Here is a 16,133-nt window from a genome sequence, read left to right as displayed (position 1 = left end):
TTGGGGATCGGAGTGGATTCGATGACGGAAGGCGTAACCGCGCCGATGGCCGAAGACGAGCCAGCGGTGTCAGTGCAGGATCGGCGCGCGTCGTTTGCGCTCCCCGGCCTTCTGCTCGCCGGCGGAGCCCTGATCTGCGCGTCGGTGACGCTGTTCATCCTGCTCGGCCTGACCCCGATCGCGCCGACCACCAATGTCGTGATCGCCTCGGCTGCGCTGAACTCGCTTTTCATCCTCGGCCTGATGTATCTGATCGGCCGCGAGATCGTTCGGCTGGTCAGGGCCCGAAACCGCGGCCGCGCCGCCGCCCGGCTGCATGTCCGCATCGTCGTTCTCTTCTCGATCGTGGCGATCACGCCGGCGGTTCTGGTGGCGATTTTCGCGAGCCTCACGCTCAATGTCGGCCTTGACCGCTGGTTCTCGCTTCGGACGCAGTCGATCGTGCAGTCGTCCCAGGACGTCGCCCGAGCCTATATGCTTGAGAATGCCAGCTATCTTCAGGGCCAGACCGTGTCGATGTCGAACGACCTCGAGCGCAACCGGCCGATGTTCTATCTCGACCGGACGGGGTTCGTGGACCTGATGACCCGCCAGGCGCGGGGTCGCGGAATGCTCGGAGCCTTCCTGGTGCGTGAAGACGGTCAGGCGATCGTCCAGGCCGACATCAAGACGGAAAAGCCGCTGCCGGCGATCCCGGAGGATGCGCTGAAGACGGCGGCGGCCGGCCAGCCGACGCTGATCCCGCCAGGCGTCACCAACCTCGTCGGCGCCGTCATCAAGCTCGACGCCATTCCCGGCTCCTATCTCTATACGATCCGCGCAGTCGATCCGAAAGTCATCTCGGCGATGCGGCTGATGGAGGAGAACGCCGCCGAATACCAGGCGATGGAAGCCGGCCGCACGTCGCTGCAGATCGCCTTTGCGGTGCTCTATCTCGGTTTCGCGCTGATCGTGCTGCTCGCGGCGATCTGGACGGCGATCGCGGTGGCCGACCGCATCGTCCGGCCGATCCGGCTGTTGATCAGCGCCGCCGACAGCGTGGCGACCGGCAATCTCAACGTGGTCGTGCCGGTGCGCGCCGCCGATGGCGACGTCGGCAGTCTGTCGCGCACTTTCAACAAGATGATTTCGGAGATCCGCAGCCAGCGCGACGAGATCCTCGAGGCCAAGGATGAAGTTGACGACCGTCGTCGGTTCATCGAGGCCGTGCTGTCCGGCGTCACCGCTGCCGTCATCGGGGTCGAGGAAGACCGCCGCATCACCATCGTCAATCCGTCGGCGGAGCATTTCCTCGGCGTTCCCGCCGAACAGCTGATGGGCGAGAAGCTTGAGGATGTCGCGCCGGAGATCGACCACGTCCTCACCGAGGCGCGCACCAGAGCGCGCGGCGAGTTCCGCAAGCAGGTGAACCTGATCCGCGGCGGCAAGGAGCGGACGCTGTCGGTCCAGGTCACCCGCGAGGAACAGCGCGCCGCGCACGATTCCTATGTGGTAACGCTCGACGATATCACCGATCTCGTGATCGCCCAGCGCTCGACCGCCTGGGCGGACGTCGCCCGCCGCATCGCCCACGAAATCAAGAACCCGCTCACCCCGATCCAGCTTTCGGCCGAACGCCTCAAGCGTCGCTACGGCAAGCAGATCGCCGAGGACGACCGCGCCGTCTTCGACCAGTGCACCGATACGATCGTGCGCCAGGTCGGCGATATCGGCCGCATGGTCGACGAATTCTCCTCCTTTGCCCGCATGCCGAAACCCGCCAAGGAAGAGGCCGATCTGCGCGATATCCTGCGCGACGCGATCTTCCTGCGCGAGATGGGCACGACCCATGTGGATTTCATCCGCGAGCTTGGCGACGAGCCGCTGAAGGGCATGTTCGATGCGCGCATGCTCGGCCAGGCCTTCGGCAACCTTATCAAGAACGCCGTCGAGGCGATCGAGGCGGTCTCGAGCGATCAGGAACGCGATGGCCGCAAGGTCAAGGTCCGCTCGGTCTACGACGCGGAGCGCGACGCCTATGTGGTCGACATCATCGACAACGGCAGCGGCCTGCCGACCGAAAACCGGCACCGCATCCTCGAGCCCTACATGACCATGCGCGACAAGGGCACGGGCCTGGGGCTCGCCATCGTCAAGAAGATCATCGAAGAACACGGCGGGCAGCTCGAACTGCACGATGCTCCCGCCGATTTCGATCATGGCAAGGGCGCCATGATCAGGGTGCTGCTGCCGCATCTGGAGCAGGTGGCGGTGCCGGGAACGGATAATAACAAGGAATTGGCTTATGGCGTCTGATATTCTGGTCGTAGATGACGAGGCGGATATCCGCGATATCGTTTCAGGTATTTTGTCCGATGAGGGCCATGAAACCCGCACGGCTCACGACAGCGACAGCGCGCTGGCAGCGATATCCGATCGCGTGCCGCGGCTGGTCTTCCTGGATATCTGGATGCAGGGCTCCAAGCTCGACGGCCTGGCGCTGCTCGACGAGGTCAAGAGCCGGCACCCCGATTTGCCCGTCGTGATGATCTCCGGTCATGGCAATGTCGAGACCGCTGTTTCGGCGATCAAGCGCGGCGCGTTCGACTTCATCGAAAAACCGTTCAAGGCCGATCGGTTGATCCTGATCGCCGAGCGGGCGCTCGAGAACTCCAAGCTGAAGCGCGAGGTGACCGAGCTCAAGAAGCGCACGGGCGACGCCGCCGAGCTGGTCGGCACGTCGGTTGCCGTCTCGCAGCTGCGCCAGACCATCGAGAAGGTCGCGCCGACCAACAGCCGCGTGATGATCCTCGGCCCCTCCGGTTCCGGCAAGGAACTGGTGGCGCGGATGATCCACAAGCGCTCTTCGCGCGTCGCCGGCCCCTTCGTGGCGCTGAACGCCGCGACGATCACGCCTGATCGCATGGAGATGGCACTTTTCGGCACCGAAGGCGCTCCCGGCCAGGCGCGCAAGATCGGCGCGCTGGAAGAGGCCCATCGCGGCATCCTTTATCTCGACGAAGTCGGCGAAATGCCGCGCGAAACCCAGAACAAGATCTTGCGCGTACTGGTCGACCAGCAGTTCGAACGCGTCGGCGGTTCCAAGCGCGTCAAGGTCGATGTCCGCATCATCTCGTCGACCGCCTACAATCTCGAAAGCCTGATCGCCGACGGTTCCTTCCGCGAGGATCTCTATCACCGGCTGGCCGTCGTTCCGGTCAAGGTGCCGGCGCTCGCCGAACGCCGCGAGGACATTCCTTTCCTGGTCGACATGTTCATGCGCCAGATTTCCGAACAGGCCGGCATCCGCCCTCGCAAGATCGGCGAGGACGCCATGGCCGTCCTCCAGGCCCATGACTGGCCGGGCAATATCCGACAGCTGCGCAACAATATCGAACGGCTGATGATCCTTGCCCGTTCCGACGGTCCGGATTCGCCGATATCCGCCGACATGCTCCCGACCGATCTCGGCGACATGCTGCCGAAGGTCTCCGCCAAGGGCGATTACCACATCATGACGCTGCCGCTGCGCGAAGCCCGCGAAATGTTCGAGCGCGACTACCTGATCGCCCAGATCAACCGGTTCGGTGGCAACATTTCCCGCACCGCGGAATTCGTCGGCATGGAGCGCTCGGCACTCCACCGCAAGCTCAAATCGCTCGGTGTTTGACGTATGAAGGTAATCATCTGCGGCGCGGGGCAGGTTGGCTACGGCATTGCCGAACGGCTCGCCCATGAGGACAATGACGTGTCCGTCATCGATACCTCGGCGACGCTGATCGCTGCGATCACCGAGACGCTCGACGTCAAGGGTTACGTCGGCCACGGCGCTCATCCGGACATGCTGGAAAAGGCTGGCGCCGAAGACGCCGACATGATCATCGCGGTGACGCTCTATGACGAGGTCAACATCGTTGCCTGCGAAGTCGCCCATGCCCTGTTTTCCGTGCCCACCAAGATCGCCCGCATCCGCGCCCAGAACTATCTGAAGCCGGAATATGCCGACCTCTTCAGCCGCCAGAACATGTCGATCGACGTGACGATCTCGCCCGAGATCGAAGTCGGCAAGATGGTGCTGCGGCGCATTTCCTTTCCCGGTGCCACCGATGTCGTCCGCTTCGCCGACGATCACATCGCCATGGTGGCGATCGAGTGCATGGAAGACTGCCCGGTGGTCGCCACGCCGCTGCATCAGCTCTCCGAACTGTTTCCTGACCTGATGGCCACTGTGGTCGGCATCGTCCGCCATGGCGTCCTGAGCGTCGCCCGCTCCGCCGACGAGCTCGAAGTCGGCGATCTCGCCTATGTCATCTGCCAGCGCGAACACATCCGCCGTACGCTCGGCCTGTTCGGCCACGAGGAGCAGGAGGCGCGCCGCATCATCATCGCCGGCGGCGGCAATATCGGATACTACGTCGCCCGGACCATCGAGGAACACCAGCCGAGGACGCGGCTGAAGATCATCGAGAGCGACCGCGAGCGGGCGCTGGTCGTTTCCGAGCAGCTGCGCAATACGATCGTGCTGCACGGTTCGGCGCTCGACCAACATGTCCTCACCCAGGCCGATATCCAGGATACCGACCTGATCATAACCCTTACCAACAGCGACCAGATCAACATCCTCGCTGCGGTCATGGCGAAATCGCTCGGCTGTAAGTCGAACCTCGTGCTGATCAACTCCACCTCGTTCCATCAGGTCACCGACGCGCTCGGCATCGATGCGCAGATAAACCCGCGTGCGGTGACGATCTCGCGCGTGCTGCAGCATGTCCGCAAGGGCCGCATCCGTTCCGTCTATGCGGTGCAGAACGGCGCTGCCGAGATTATCGAGGCCGAGGCGCTGGAAACCTCGCCGCTGGTCGGCCGGCCGTTCCGCGAACTCGAACTTCCCGACGGCATCCGTGTCGGCGCGATCTACCGCGGCGAGGCCGTCATCCGCCCGAACGGCGATACCAGGATCAAGGCGCGCGACCGGGTCGTGCTCTTCGCCACCGCCGAAGCCGTGCGCCATGTGGAGCAGCTTTTCCGCGTTTCCATCCAGTATTTCTGACCAGCATTTCCGAAAAGAGCAGGGGACATCGATGTCGAGAATTGCCTATGTGAACGGACAATATGTTCGCCATTCCGACGCTGCGGTGCATGTGGAGGATCGCGGTTTCCAGTTCGCGGACGGCGTCTACGAGGTCTGCGAAGTACGCCACGGCATGATCGTCGATCTGACCCGCCATCTCAACCGCCTCGACCGGTCGCTGAGCGAACTGAGGATGGCCGCGCCGATGGGCCGCGCGGCGCTCACCTTCGTCATCCGCGAAGTTCTCCGCCGCAACCGGGTGAAGAACGGCATCTTCTATCTGCAGGTCACCCGCGGTGCCGCCCGCCGCGACCACTACTTCCCGACCGAGGGCACCCCGCCGACCATCACCATCACCGCAAAGAGCACCGATCCCTCGGTCGCCGCCAGGAAATATGCGAGCGGCATCAAGGTTATAACCCTGCCCGAGAACCGCTGGGACCGCGTCGACATCAAGACCGTCGGCCTGCTGCCGAACGTGCTTGCCAAACAGCAGGCGAAGGAGGCCGGTGCTCAGGACGCCATCTTCATCGACCGTTCCGGCATCGTCATGGAAGGTGCCTCTTCGAACGTCTGGATCGTCACTCGGGATGGCGAGCTGGTCACCCGGCCGGCCGAACACGGCATTCTCAAGGGAATCACCCGCACGACCCTCATCGATGTCGCAAAAAAGCTCGGGCTCAAGGTGGTCGAGCGCGAGTTCAAGACGGAAGAGATGCTCGCGGCGCGCGAGGTATTTTTCACCTCCGCCACCGGGATCTGCGTCCCGATCGTCGAAATCGACAACAAACCGGTCGCCAACGGCCATCCGGGCACCGTATCGTCAAGTATTCGCGACACCTTTTTCGACGTTGCGGAAAAGACGGCGATTTGATAGTCAAACATCGGGGAAGGGAAAGCACGGGGCGCTTTCCGGTCGTCTTTTATCAAGCTTGAACATGATCCGGCTCCGGGCCGGCAAAAAAGAAAGAAGCGGCGCTATGGCGGAACGTTCTCAGAACCTGCAGGATTTATTTCTCAATACCGTTCGCAAGCAGAAGATTTCCCTGACGATTTTCCTGATCAACGGGGTAAAGCTGACAGGTGTCGTGACCTCTTTCGACAACTTCTGCGTCCTGCTTCGCCGTGACGGCCACTCTCAGCTCGTGTATAAGCACGCGATCTCGACCATCATGCCGGGCCAGCCCATGCAGATGTTCGAAACCGAAGAGAATGCGGCCTAACAGGACAGAACAGATTTCAAATCGCGATACTTCCAACGAATCCATGGTCCCGGAGGCTGAAAAGCGCCGGGACGACATGCGTGCGCTCGTCATAGTGCCGGTCCTCAAGCAGGGACGGTCGAAGGCGGGGCAGGGCGACTCAAACGCCGCACCCGCACCCCAGCGATCCAACGAGGCCCGCCTCGAGGAGGCCATCGGCCTTGCCAAGGCAATCGACCTGGAAATCGTGCAGGGGTTGATCGTGCCGATCAGCCAGCCGCGTCCGGGAACGCTGATGGGCAGCGGCAAGATAGAGGAAATCAAGGCGCTGCTCGACGAACATGACGCCGGCCTTGTCATTGTCGATCATCCGCTGACCCCGGTGCAGCAGCGCAATCTCGAAAAGGAATGGCAGGCCAAGGTCATCGACCGGACCGGCCTGATCCTGGAGATCTTCGGCCGCCGCGCCTCCACCAAGGAGGGCACGCTGCAGGTCGATCTGGCGCATCTCAATTACCAGAAGGGCCGTCTCGTCCGCAGCTGGACCCACCTTGAACGCCAGCGCGGTGGTGCCGGCTTCATGGGCGGCCCTGGCGAAACCCAGATCGAGGCAGACCGCCGGCTGCTTCAGGAACGCATCGTCAAGCTGGAGCGCGAGCTCGAGCAGGTCGTGCGTACCCGCCAGCTTCATCGTGCCAAGAGGCGCAAGGTGCCGCACCCGATCGTGGCGCTGGTCGGTTATACCAACGCCGGCAAGTCGACGCTGTTCAACCGCATCACCGGTGCCGGCGTGCTGGCCGAGGACATGCTGTTTGCCACGCTCGATCCGACGCTGCGCCGCATGAAGCTGCCGCATGGCCGCACGGTGATACTCTCCGATACGGTCGGCTTCATCTCCGATCTGCCGACCCATCTGGTCGCCGCCTTCCGCGCCACGCTGGAAGAGGTGCTGGAAGCCGATCTCGTCCTGCATGTGCGCGACATGTCCGACCCGGACAATGCCGCCCAGGCCGGCGACGTGATGCGCATCCTCGCCGATCTCGGCATCGACGAGAAGGAAGCCGCCAGGCGGATCATCGAGGTCTGGAACAAGATCGACCGGCTTGACCCGGAGGCCCACGAGGCGATCGCCGAGCGGGCCGTTGGCCGCGAGAACGTCATGGCCGTCTCGGCGATGACGGGCGAGGGCGTCGAGCCCCTGATGGACGAGATCTCCAGGCGCCTCTCGGGCGTGCTCACCGAAACCTCGATCGTCATCCCGGCGGATCAGCTCTCCATCGTTTCCTGGGTCTACAGCAATGCCGTCGTCGATGGCCGCGAGGACAATGAGGACGGTTCCGTCACTCTGGACGTCCGCATGTCCGAAGCCGAGGCAGCCGAGTTCGAGCGCAAGCTCGGCAACGGCCCGAAGGCGGCGAAGGAAGACTGGGAACGGTAGCGAGTCCGGTTACGCGACCTGGCAACGGGCGACCGCGCCATGATGTTGCCCGTTTTTTGCGGTGCAACATGAGCCGACGAGGACGGCCACGATTCCCGCAGTTATCATTCACCGGCCGGCAACCAGGATGGTGCAATGATACTGAGTCAGCCGCACGAAGAGACCGGAAAACACCTGGACTATCTCGACGGATGGCGAGGTATTGCGGTCATCTTCGTGATCGTCGGTCATTTCTGGCTCGATGATTTCAAGCCGGGGTTCAGTACATTCGGCGTAGACCTGTTCTTTGTTCTGTCCGGCCGCTTGATGTCGGAAATTCTGTTCGTCCGGCGGGCGGAACTGCCGACCTTCTTTTTCCGGCGGTTCTCGCGAATCTATCCGGCCCTCTTCGCGTTCGTCGTCATCACGACCCTTGCCTTCCAGGGCACCCAGATCTCGCACGGGCCCGTCGCGGCGATGCTGGCTCTGACGTTCACGCTCAACTACGCCATGATCTATACCCATCCGGTGGCATTGCTTGATCACCTCTGGTCGCTGTGCGTCGAGGAGCATGCCTATATCCTTCTGGCAGGTGTGGCATTCCTGTCCCGGCACAGACTGTTTCCGGTCGGCGCTCTCGTCATCGCGCTCGGTGCAGCGGCAATGCTGAACGGCATCGTTCGCACCGAACTCGGTGCGAGTGTTCTCTATACCCATTGGCGCAGCGACGTCTCTGTCGCGGGCATATTCATTGCCGGCGGCCTGTGGCTGTTGCTTCGCAAGCGCCAGGCTCCCTGGTGGGTATCCCCGTTGGCGCTGCTGATTGCCGTCGTGGCGAAGGGCGCCCCATCTCAGGTTCTCTCCTTCGGCCTGTCGACCACCATGCTCGCCGTTTCGATCACCACGATCGACAGCGCAGCGCCGGTCTTCCGAAAGATCCTGTCCGCCAAGGTGCTCACCTATGCGGGCCTGTGGTCCTTCTCGCTCTATCTGTGGCAGCAACCCTTCTACAAGCTCTACCGCGAAGGGGCGGCGCCAACCCCTGTGTTGCTTCTAGCCGCCGTGGCGACCGCCCTGGCGAGCTTCTACCTCGTGGAGAAGCCCTCACGGAGGGCGCTGAACAGTTTCTTACAGAACCGCCTGGCGAAACCGAAATCCGTCACCGTCGGCCGAACGGTATAAAACTCGCATCGCCACGTGGCCGCAGTCACTCCATGGCCGGAGCGGCCGCGTCCTGGCGGCTGGCGGAATGCCCTTTAGCCGATCTCCCGCTCGATCGCCTTTGCCGCCTGCCAGAGCTCTTCCATGCGCTCCAGGGTTGCCTCTTCCAGCGTCTGACTCGACTTTTCAAGTGAAGTCTCGATGTAATTGAATCGCCGCCTGAATTTCGTATTGGTTCCGCGCAGCGATTCTTCCGGATCGGCCTTCACATGCCGGCCGATATTGACCAGCGCGAAGATCAGGTCGCCGAGTTCGTCCGAGATCTTGCCGTGGTTTCCCTCGCGCAGCGCCTCGCGCAGTTCGCCGACCTCTTCCTCGATCTTGTCGAGGATGGGCTCGGCCTCCGACCAGTCGAAACCGACCTTTGCGGCCCGCTGCTGCAGCTTCAGCGCCTCGGTCAGGGCCGGCTGGGCGCGGTGGACGCTGCCGAGATAGCCGGCCTTGAAATCTTCCGTAATGCCGCGCTTGGCCCGCCGCTCCGCCCGCTCGCGCTTCTCTTCAGTCTTGATGTCGTCCCATTGCAGCTTCACCGCATCCGGCGTCGCGGCATCGGAGATCGCAAAGACATGCGGATGCCGACGGATCATCTTCCTGGTGATCGCCTCGACCACGTCGCCGAAGCCAAACTCGCCGACTTCTTCCGCCATGCGAGCGTGAAAGACGACCTGCAGCAGCAGGTCGCCCAGTTCCTCGCAAAGGTCGTCCATGTCGTTACGCTCGATTGCATCGCCCACCTCATAGGCTTCCTCGATCGTATAGGGCTTGATGGTCGCAAAATTCTGGTCGAGGTCCCAGGGGCAGCCGGTGACCGGAGTGCGTAGCGCCGCCATGATCTCGATCAGCCGCGAAATATCCTTCGATGCTTCCATCTTCTTGGTCCTTCAATGTCGGTATGTCAGGCGAGCGGAATGCTGTTCTTGTCCTTGGACGACTGGTAGACGCCGGAAAGCCCGTCATAGCGCGCCTTGATACGGGTCGTCTGCGCCTTGAGCGCGGTGCGAAGCGGCTCTTCCTCGCTCTCTACGAGGTCGGTGATGGCGTAGGAATGCCAGAAGGCATTGTTGCGCCGGTAGCCGCCGGGCTCCAGCCCGAACACCTCTTTGAGGATCTTCAGGTCATGCGGAATGGCGAAGGCGTCGCGCGAATCCTCGTGGCTGAAAAAATAGTAGAAATTGTCGAACCCGGCCCAGGTAATTGCCGACATGCACATCGTACATGGTTCGTGAGTTGACAGGAAAATCAAATCCTTGGTGGGAAGATCTCGCGTGGTTTCATAAAAGCGCTTCAGCGTGTGCACCTCGCCGTGCCACAGCGGATTTTCGAGCTCATTGTTGGTTTCGGCAATCACCAGCGACAGATCGGATTTCTTGAGGATCGCCGCGCCGAAAACCTTGTTGCCGGTGGCAACGCTCTTTTCCGTGAGGGGCAATATGTCGTTTTCGATGACGTCGAGAAGGCGGGCGGCGATTGTCATGGGAACTCTTTGTTGCAAGGTGTCTAGGCAGTTTATGGCGCGGAACGAGGGGATCGAGGCAAAAAACACTTTAGTCTACAGAAATACTAGAGAAATATCGTTTGCGGTGGCTTTTGCTCAAGAACCGGTTGATCGTAAAACAGAAATACCGGCTCGCAATCCAGTTCGAATATCCATTCCTTCAATTCCGGTGCCTTATTGTGGATATTGCTGCGATATGATTCAGGATAACCGCATGTCTCCAAGCCAACAACGCCTGTCGGTTTTTCCGGCTTTCGTCCGCGTCAGCGGACGGAGCGTTGTCGTGTTCGGCAATGGCGACGAAGCCTATGCCAAGGCCCGGCTGCTGCGCAACACCGATGCGGACATCGTCGCTTGCGCCTCCGCACCGGATGCCGACTATGCCGACTGGCTGGCCGCCCAGGGTATCAAGACCGCTCGTTCGGATTTCTCCCCGGATCAGATCTCGGATCAGATCAGGGGCGCGGTGCTGGTGTTCGCCGCAACCGGCGACGCCGCGCTGGATCGTGCGATCGTCACTGCCGCCCGCGCCGAAAAGGTCCCGGCCAACGCGGTCGATCAGCCCGACTTCTGCGATTTCTACACGCCGGCTCTCGTCAATCGCGCGCCGGTCGCGATCGCCATCGGCACGGAAGGCGCCGGCCCGGTTCTCGCCCAGATGATCCGCGCCCGCATCGACCAGATGCTGTCGCCGTCGCTTGGGCTTCTGGCGCGCCTCGCCGCCGAATATCGCGACGCCGCCGAACGTCTGGTGCCGCGCGGCGTATCGCGCCGGATCTTCTGGCGCCGCTTCTTCTCGGCAGATGTCGCAAGCGCCGTCGATGCCAACGATATAGCCGCCGCCCGCCGCTCGGCCAATGCGCTCTTGTCGACCACTGGTCGCGCCGCGGGCCATGTCTGGCTGGTCGGCGCCGGCCCGGGTGCCGAGGACCTTTTGACGCTGCGGGCCCAGCGCGTGCTGATGGAGGCCGACGCGATCGTTTATGACGCGCTGGTGCCGCAGGCGATCGTCGACATGGGTCGCCGCGATGCCGAGCGCCTGTCGGTTGGCAAGCGCAAGAACTGCCATTCGAAGTCCCAGGACGAGATCAACAAGCTGCTGGTCAGGCTCGGCCGCGAAGGCAAGCGCGTCGTGCGCCTGAAGTCCGGCGATCCGCTGGTCTATGGCCGCGCCGGCGAGGAAATGGCGGCACTGCGCGACGCCGGTGTCACCTATGAGATCGTGCCCGGCATCACGTCGGCCTTTGCCGCCGCTGCCGATTTCGACCTGCCGCTGACGCTGCGCGGCGTCGCGTCATCACTGATCTTCACCACCGGCCATGACCTGACCGGCGATGTCCTGCCCGATTGGGCGAGCCTTGCGATCTCTGGCGCGACGATCGCCGTCTATATGGGTCGCACGGTTGCCGCCTCCGTCGCCGAACGCCTGATGGGCGCCGGCCTTGCTCCGGAAACCACGGTCGCCGTGATCGAGAATGCCAGCCGCGCCGACCGCCGGCTCTTCCACGGCGTTCTTCGCGAGTTGCCGGACCTGGAAGCGCGCGACGATCTTTCCGGCCCGGTCATGGTGATCATCGGCGAAGCCGTCGCCGGTGCGAATTTCGAAAAGTCCGAACCGCTTTCCCATGGTAAGATTCCGGTTCGCGAGGGAATGGAACAGACAAGATGACCGACAAGGTTCTGACCGCCAACCGCCTTTCCGACGGAATTGCCGTCTGGCTCGATGCGAACGGCCAATGGGTGGAAAACCTGCAGGACGCGATCGTCGCCCGCCATCCCGAGGCCGTGGCCTCGCTGGAGGCGATTGGCAAGCGCGATTTTGCGCAGAACCGGGTTGTTGACGTTGCCGTCATCGACGTGCAGGAGCAGGACGGCAAGCTCTGGCCCCTGCGCCTTCGCGAACGTATTCGTGCCCAGGGCCCGACCATGGAATATGCTGCCGGCTACCGCCCCGCCGATCCGGCCTTCATCGCAGTTTGAGGAAGTCATGTACCGTTACGACGAATTCGACCACGCTTTTGTCTCGAGCCGCGTGGAGCAGTTCCGCGATCAGGTCGGCCGCCGCCTCGCCGGCGAGCTGGCCGAGGATGCGTTCAAGCCGCTGCGCCTGATGAACGGCGTCTACCTCCAGCTGCACGCCTACATGCTGCGCGTCGCGATCCCCTATGGGACGCTGAACTCGAAGCAGATGCGCATGCTCGCCCATATCGCCCGCAAGTATGACCGCGGATACGGGCATTTCACCACCCGCCAGAACATCCAGTACAACTGGCCGAAACTTTCCGACACGCCGGATATCCTGGCCGAACTCGCAAGCGTCGAGATGCACGCGCTGCAGACGTCGGGCAACTGCATCCGCAACGTCACCGCCGACCATTTCGCCGGTGCTGCCGCCGATGAGGTCGCCGATCCGCGGCCTTACGCCGAAATCCTGCGCCAGTGGTCCTCGGTTCACCCGGAATTCTCCTTCCTGCCCAGAAAATTCAAGATCGCCGTTACCGGCGCCGAGCGCGACCGCGCCGCGATCCAGGTCCACGATATCGGCCTGCATCTGAAGAAGAACGAGGCCGGCCAGATCGGCTTTGCCGTCTATGTCGGCGGCGGGCAGGGGCGTACGCCGATGATCGCCAAGAAGATCAAGGATTTCCTTCCCGAGGAAGACCTGCTCTCCTACACGACCGCGATCATGCGCGTTTACAATCTGCATGGCCGTCGCGACAACAAGTACAAGGCGCGCATCAAGATCCTCGTCCACGAGACCGGCGCCGAGGAACTGGCCCGCCAGGTGGAGGAGGAGTTCTCGCACCTGCAGGGCACCGAGCTTAAGCTGCCTGAGAAAGACATCCACGCGATCGCCGCCTATTTCGCGCCGCCGGCCTTGGCCGACCGGGCGGAGGGCTGGCCGCAGCTTGCCGGCTGGAAAAAGAGCGACGAAAACTTCGCCCGCTGGGTCGACCAGAACGTGAAGCCGCACAAGCATCCCGACTACGGCATGGTGACGATATCCCTGAAGCCCATCGGCGGCATTCCCGGCGACGCCTCCGACGTGCAGATGGATGCGATCGCCGACCTGGCCGAAGAGTTCGCCTTCGACGAGATCCGCATCAGCCACGAGCAGAACGTCATCCTGCCGCATGTGGCGCTGGCCGATCTCGAACCGCTCTACCGCGCGCTTGTCGCCCATAACCTCGCGACCGCCAATGCCGGGCTGATCACCGACATCATTGCCTGTCCGGGGCTGGACTACTGCGCGCTGGCGAACGCCCGTTCTATCCCGCTGTCGCAGGAAATCTCCACCCGCTTCGGTTCGCCGGAGCGCCAGGCAGAAATCGGCGAGCTGAAGATCAAGATTTCGGGCTGCATCAATGCCTGCGGCCATCACCATGTCGGCCATATCGGCCTCCTGGGCGTCGAGAAGAAGGGTGCCGAGCTCTACCAGATCACGCTCGGCGGCTCCGGCGACGAGAACACCTCGATCGGCGAGATCATCGGCCGCGGCTTCGAGCCGAACAAGGTGACCGACGCGGTCGAAACCATCGTCGATACCTATCTCGGCCTTCGCCTCGCAAAGGAAGAGACCTTCCTCGAAGCCTATCGCCGCGTCGGGCCGCAGCCTTTCAAGGAAGCGCTCTATGGCGACGCCAAGGCGGAGGCCGCGTAAATGACCCGTATCTGGAGAGAAACCGGTTTCGTCGAGAACGATCCCTGGGTGATCGAGACCGAGGAGGTGAAGGCGACCGAGGACCAGAAGGCGCTGCTGCCGCTTGCCGAGATGATCGCGCGGGCCGAGGAAAGCAACGACGTCGGCCTCGGCGTGCTGATCCGGCCAGGGGACGACGTGCGCAAGCTCGAACCCTATCTCTACCGCATCGAGATCGTCGCGGTGGATTTCCCGGCCTTCAACGACGGCCGCGCCTTTTCGCACGCCTCGCTGCTGCGCGACCGGCTCGGCTACAGGAACGAGCTGCGGGCGGTCGGCGACGTGCTGATCGACCAGGTGCCGCTGATGCTGCGCTGTGGCATAGACAGCTTTTCGGTGAAGAACGCCACGGCGCTGAAGCGGCTCGAGGAGGGCCGGCTGCCGGGCATCGCCGAGCACTACCAGCCGACGGCCCGCGACGCCGAAAAGGGCGAGGGTTACAGCTGGCGCCGCCGCACTGTGACGGCCTGAAGCCGGGGAACGACCGGCCGAAAGGTGAATTTCCCGCACACATTTTCCGGAAGCCCCGCGACAAAGGCACGCGGATGCCTTCAAATGCGGGACCAGATGGTATATTTCGCTTCTGCGAAGAACGATGAGACGAAGAGACCGATAGGCATGAACGCTCCAGCAAAGACCGACGACTTCGTAGTGGCTGAGACCCCGGCCCAGGTTCAGGCAAAGATCCCGGACGGCGTTTATGCCGAGACCGTGCTTGCCGTCGAGCATTATACCGACCGGCTGTTCCGCTTCCGCATGACGCGTCCGGCCGGTTTCCGCTTCCGTTCGGGCGAGTTCGCGATGATCGGCCTGATGGTCGGCGAAAAGCCGGTCTACCGTGCCTATTCGATCGCCAGCCCGGCCTGGGACGAGGAGCTGGAATTCTTCTCGATCAAGGTGCCGGACGGCCCGCTGACCTCGCACCTGCAGATGATCAAGCCGGGGGACACGGTGCTGATGCGCAAGAAGCCGACCGGCACGCTGGTGCTCGACGCGCTGACGCCCGGCAAGCGTCTCTACATGTTCTCGACCGGCACCGGCATCGCCCCCTTCGCCAGCCTGATCCGCGATCCCGAGACCTACGAAAAATTCGATGAGGTCATCCTCACCCATACCTGCCGCGACGTCGCCGAGCTGAAATATGGCTTCGACCTCATGGAGGAGATCAGGAACCACGAATTCCTGGCGGAGCTGGTCGGGGACAAGCTCAAGCACTACCCGACCGTGACCCGCGAGGATTTCAAATATCGCGGCCGCATCACCGACCTGATCGAGAACGGCAAGCTGTTCAGCGATCTCGGCGTCCCGGCGCTCGACCCGGCCGTCGACCGCGGCATGATCTGCGGCTCGACCGCGATGCTGAAGGACACCAAGGACCTGCTCGAAAAGGCCGGCCTCGTCGAAGGCTCCAACAACAAGCCCGGCGAGTTCGTCATCGAAAGGGCGTTTGTGGGGTGAGAGGCGACGGCCTGCGGCCGGCAAAACGCTCCAGTGGAGCGTTTTGAGCCTCGAACGCCCTGAGCCAAAGCGAAGGGCCGGGGGACAGTGCGGCACATACAACCCCTTGCACCGTCTCCACGAGCGCAAATCCTGCGCACCGCCACGAGACCCGCCTTCAATCAAGCTCCTCCGGCGTCAGCGCCGCGCGTTTCCTGCGAAACGCATTCCAGCGTTTGCGGTCGCTTTTGTGCACCATGGTGCCGGCGATCTCGAGGCCGGCATCTTCCAGGGCGCGGCGGACGGGATAGCGGGACGCGTACATCAGCCGCGCGTTCCAGCCGCCGTGATCGCGGATGCGGCGGGCCTGATCATAGAGCTCGTCGAAAACCCGGCGCTGACCGGCATCCAGGTTCTGCAGGCAGCAGGGTTCGCCGGTGGCGTTGAAACGCCAGTAGCAGGTCTGCAGGCGGCGACAATCGCGGCGCCGGCAGGCGAGGTAAGGCAGGGCGAGCATTTCGGCGGTGCGGGCGGCGAGATAGGTCTCGATCGGCGGCGGCTTTTTATCGGACATGATGATCCCTTGGTGATCCTCGGTTTCTTTTCGTCAT

15 protein-coding genes are annotated in these 16,133 nt (G+C 62.8%); 12 read left to right on the top strand and 3 right to left on the bottom strand.

Annotated elements, in window-relative coordinates:
* Positions 1-21 precede the first annotated feature (21 nt).
* The 7 genes from GQ59_RS26955 to GQ59_RS26925 all read left to right on the top strand — a co-directional run bounded on the left by GQ59_RS26955 (position 22) and on the right by GQ59_RS26925 (position 8,851).
* Positions 22-2,295 carry a sensor histidine kinase NtrY-like gene (locus GQ59_RS26955; protein WP_037087222.1) on the top strand — a complete coding sequence of 758 codons (2,274 nt, stop codon included), beginning with the start codon at positions 22-24 and terminating at the stop codon, positions 2,293-2,295.
* The gene (gene ntrX / locus GQ59_RS26950) at positions 2,285-3,649 is read left to right on the top strand and encodes a nitrogen assimilation response regulator NtrX (RefSeq protein ID WP_037087219.1); all 1,365 of its coding nucleotides are present in this window, start codon (positions 2,285-2,287) and stop codon (positions 3,647-3,649) included. The genes GQ59_RS26955 and ntrX overlap by 11 nt, the downstream gene beginning before the upstream one ends.
* 3 nt (positions 3,650-3,652) lie before the next feature.
* The gene (trkA, locus tag GQ59_RS26945; protein ID WP_037087217.1) at positions 3,653-5,029 is read left to right on the top strand and encodes a Trk system potassium transporter TrkA; all 1,377 of its coding nucleotides are present in this window, start codon (positions 3,653-3,655) and stop codon (positions 5,027-5,029) included.
* A 31-nt stretch (positions 5,030-5,060) separates the two neighbouring features.
* Positions 5,061-5,924: a D-amino-acid transaminase gene (locus tag GQ59_RS26940; RefSeq protein WP_037087215.1), complete on the top strand. Its 864-nt coding sequence runs from the start codon at positions 5,061-5,063 to the stop codon at positions 5,922-5,924.
* Between the two features lie 106 nt (positions 5,925-6,030).
* The gene (gene hfq, locus GQ59_RS26935) at positions 6,031-6,273 is read left to right on the top strand and encodes an RNA chaperone Hfq (RefSeq protein WP_007757453.1); all 243 of its coding nucleotides are present in this window, start codon (positions 6,031-6,033) and stop codon (positions 6,271-6,273) included.
* 43 nt (positions 6,274-6,316) lie between these two features.
* Positions 6,317-7,690, top strand: a complete 1,374-nt coding sequence (gene hflX, locus GQ59_RS26930) for a GTPase HflX (RefSeq protein WP_152564475.1) — start codon at positions 6,317-6,319, stop codon at positions 7,688-7,690.
* A 135-nt stretch (positions 7,691-7,825) separates the two neighbouring features.
* Positions 7,826-8,851 carry an acyltransferase family protein gene (locus tag GQ59_RS26925; protein ID WP_037087213.1) on the top strand — a complete coding sequence of 342 codons (1,026 nt, stop codon included), beginning with the start codon at positions 7,826-7,828 and terminating at the stop codon, positions 8,849-8,851.
* A gap of 74 nt (positions 8,852-8,925) precedes the next feature.
* Here GQ59_RS26925 and mazG read toward each other — a convergent pair whose 3' ends face one another.
* Complete coding sequence (gene mazG / locus GQ59_RS26920) at positions 8,926-9,759, bottom strand: nucleoside triphosphate pyrophosphohydrolase (protein WP_037087211.1); 834 nt, start codon at positions 9,757-9,759, stop codon at positions 8,926-8,928.
* A 26-nt stretch (positions 9,760-9,785) separates the two neighbouring features.
* Positions 9,786-10,364, bottom strand: a complete 579-nt coding sequence (locus GQ59_RS26915; RefSeq protein WP_037087209.1) for a deaminase — start codon at positions 10,362-10,364, stop codon at positions 9,786-9,788.
* Positions 10,365-10,599: 235 nt separating this feature from the next.
* On the opposite strand from GQ59_RS26915, the gene cysG reads away from it, so the two are divergent.
* The 5 genes from cysG to GQ59_RS26890 all read left to right on the top strand — a co-directional run bounded on the left by cysG (position 10,600) and on the right by GQ59_RS26890 (position 15,543).
* On the top strand, positions 10,600-12,054 hold the full coding sequence (gene cysG, locus GQ59_RS26910) for a siroheme synthase CysG (protein ID WP_051904229.1): 1,455 nt from the start codon (positions 10,600-10,602) through the stop codon (positions 12,052-12,054).
* A complete protein-coding gene (locus tag GQ59_RS26905) occupies positions 12,051-12,365 on the top strand; it encodes a DUF2849 domain-containing protein (RefSeq protein ID WP_037087208.1) in 315 nt (104 codons plus the stop codon). The genes cysG and GQ59_RS26905 overlap by 4 nt, the downstream gene beginning before the upstream one ends.
* A gap of 7 nt (positions 12,366-12,372) precedes the next feature.
* A complete protein-coding gene (locus GQ59_RS26900) occupies positions 12,373-14,046 on the top strand; it encodes a nitrite/sulfite reductase (RefSeq protein WP_037087206.1) in 1,674 nt (557 codons plus the stop codon).
* Positions 14,047-14,556, top strand: a complete 510-nt coding sequence (locus tag GQ59_RS26895; RefSeq protein ID WP_037087204.1) for a DUF934 domain-containing protein — start codon at positions 14,047-14,049, stop codon at positions 14,554-14,556.
* 147 nt (positions 14,557-14,703) lie between these two features.
* Positions 14,704-15,543, top strand: a complete 840-nt coding sequence (locus tag GQ59_RS26890) for a ferredoxin--NADP reductase (protein WP_037087353.1) — start codon at positions 14,704-14,706, stop codon at positions 15,541-15,543.
* Positions 15,544-15,700: 157 nt separating this feature from the next.
* On the opposite strand, the gene GQ59_RS26885 is transcribed toward GQ59_RS26890, so the two are convergent.
* Complete coding sequence (locus GQ59_RS26885; RefSeq protein WP_037087203.1) at positions 15,701-16,096, bottom strand: hypothetical protein; 396 nt, start codon at positions 16,094-16,096, stop codon at positions 15,701-15,703.
* Between the last annotated feature and the right edge of the window lie 37 nt (positions 16,097-16,133).

The organism is Neorhizobium vignae (assembly GCF_000732195.1).
Classification (GTDB): Bacteria; Pseudomonadota; Alphaproteobacteria; order Rhizobiales; family Rhizobiaceae; genus Neorhizobium; species Neorhizobium vignae.
Note: the sequence above shows the minus strand (reverse complement) of the source record. Positions and strands in the feature narration are given on the sequence as shown.

Coding starts and splice junctions, on each gene's coding strand:
- GQ59_RS26955 (WP_037087222.1), top strand. CDS start 22: ATGACGGAAGGCGTAACCGCGCCGATGGCCGAAGACGAGCCAGCGGTG.
- ntrX (WP_037087219.1), top strand. CDS start 2,285: ATGGCGTCTGATATTCTGGTCGTAGATGACGAGGCGGATATCCGCGAT.
- trkA (WP_037087217.1), top strand. CDS start 3,653: ATGAAGGTAATCATCTGCGGCGCGGGGCAGGTTGGCTACGGCATTGCC.
- GQ59_RS26940 (WP_037087215.1), top strand. CDS start 5,061: ATGTCGAGAATTGCCTATGTGAACGGACAATATGTTCGCCATTCCGAC.
- hfq (WP_007757453.1), top strand. CDS start 6,031: ATGGCGGAACGTTCTCAGAACCTGCAGGATTTATTTCTCAATACCGTT.
- hflX (WP_152564475.1), top strand. CDS start 6,317: ATGGTCCCGGAGGCTGAAAAGCGCCGGGACGACATGCGTGCGCTCGTC.
- GQ59_RS26925 (WP_037087213.1), top strand. CDS start 7,826: ATGATACTGAGTCAGCCGCACGAAGAGACCGGAAAACACCTGGACTAT.
- mazG (WP_037087211.1), bottom strand. CDS start 9,759: ATGGAAGCATCGAAGGATATTTCGCGGCTGATCGAGATCATGGCGGCG.
- GQ59_RS26915 (WP_037087209.1), bottom strand. CDS start 10,364: ATGACAATCGCCGCCCGCCTTCTCGACGTCATCGAAAACGACATATTG.
- cysG (WP_051904229.1), top strand. CDS start 10,600: ATGTCTCCAAGCCAACAACGCCTGTCGGTTTTTCCGGCTTTCGTCCGC.
- GQ59_RS26905 (WP_037087208.1), top strand. CDS start 12,051: ATGACCGACAAGGTTCTGACCGCCAACCGCCTTTCCGACGGAATTGCC.
- GQ59_RS26900 (WP_037087206.1), top strand. CDS start 12,373: ATGTACCGTTACGACGAATTCGACCACGCTTTTGTCTCGAGCCGCGTG.
- GQ59_RS26895 (WP_037087204.1), top strand. CDS start 14,047: ATGACCCGTATCTGGAGAGAAACCGGTTTCGTCGAGAACGATCCCTGG.
- GQ59_RS26890 (WP_037087353.1), top strand. CDS start 14,704: ATGAACGCTCCAGCAAAGACCGACGACTTCGTAGTGGCTGAGACCCCG.
- GQ59_RS26885 (WP_037087203.1), bottom strand. CDS start 16,096: ATGTCCGATAAAAAGCCGCCGCCGATCGAGACCTATCTCGCCGCCCGC.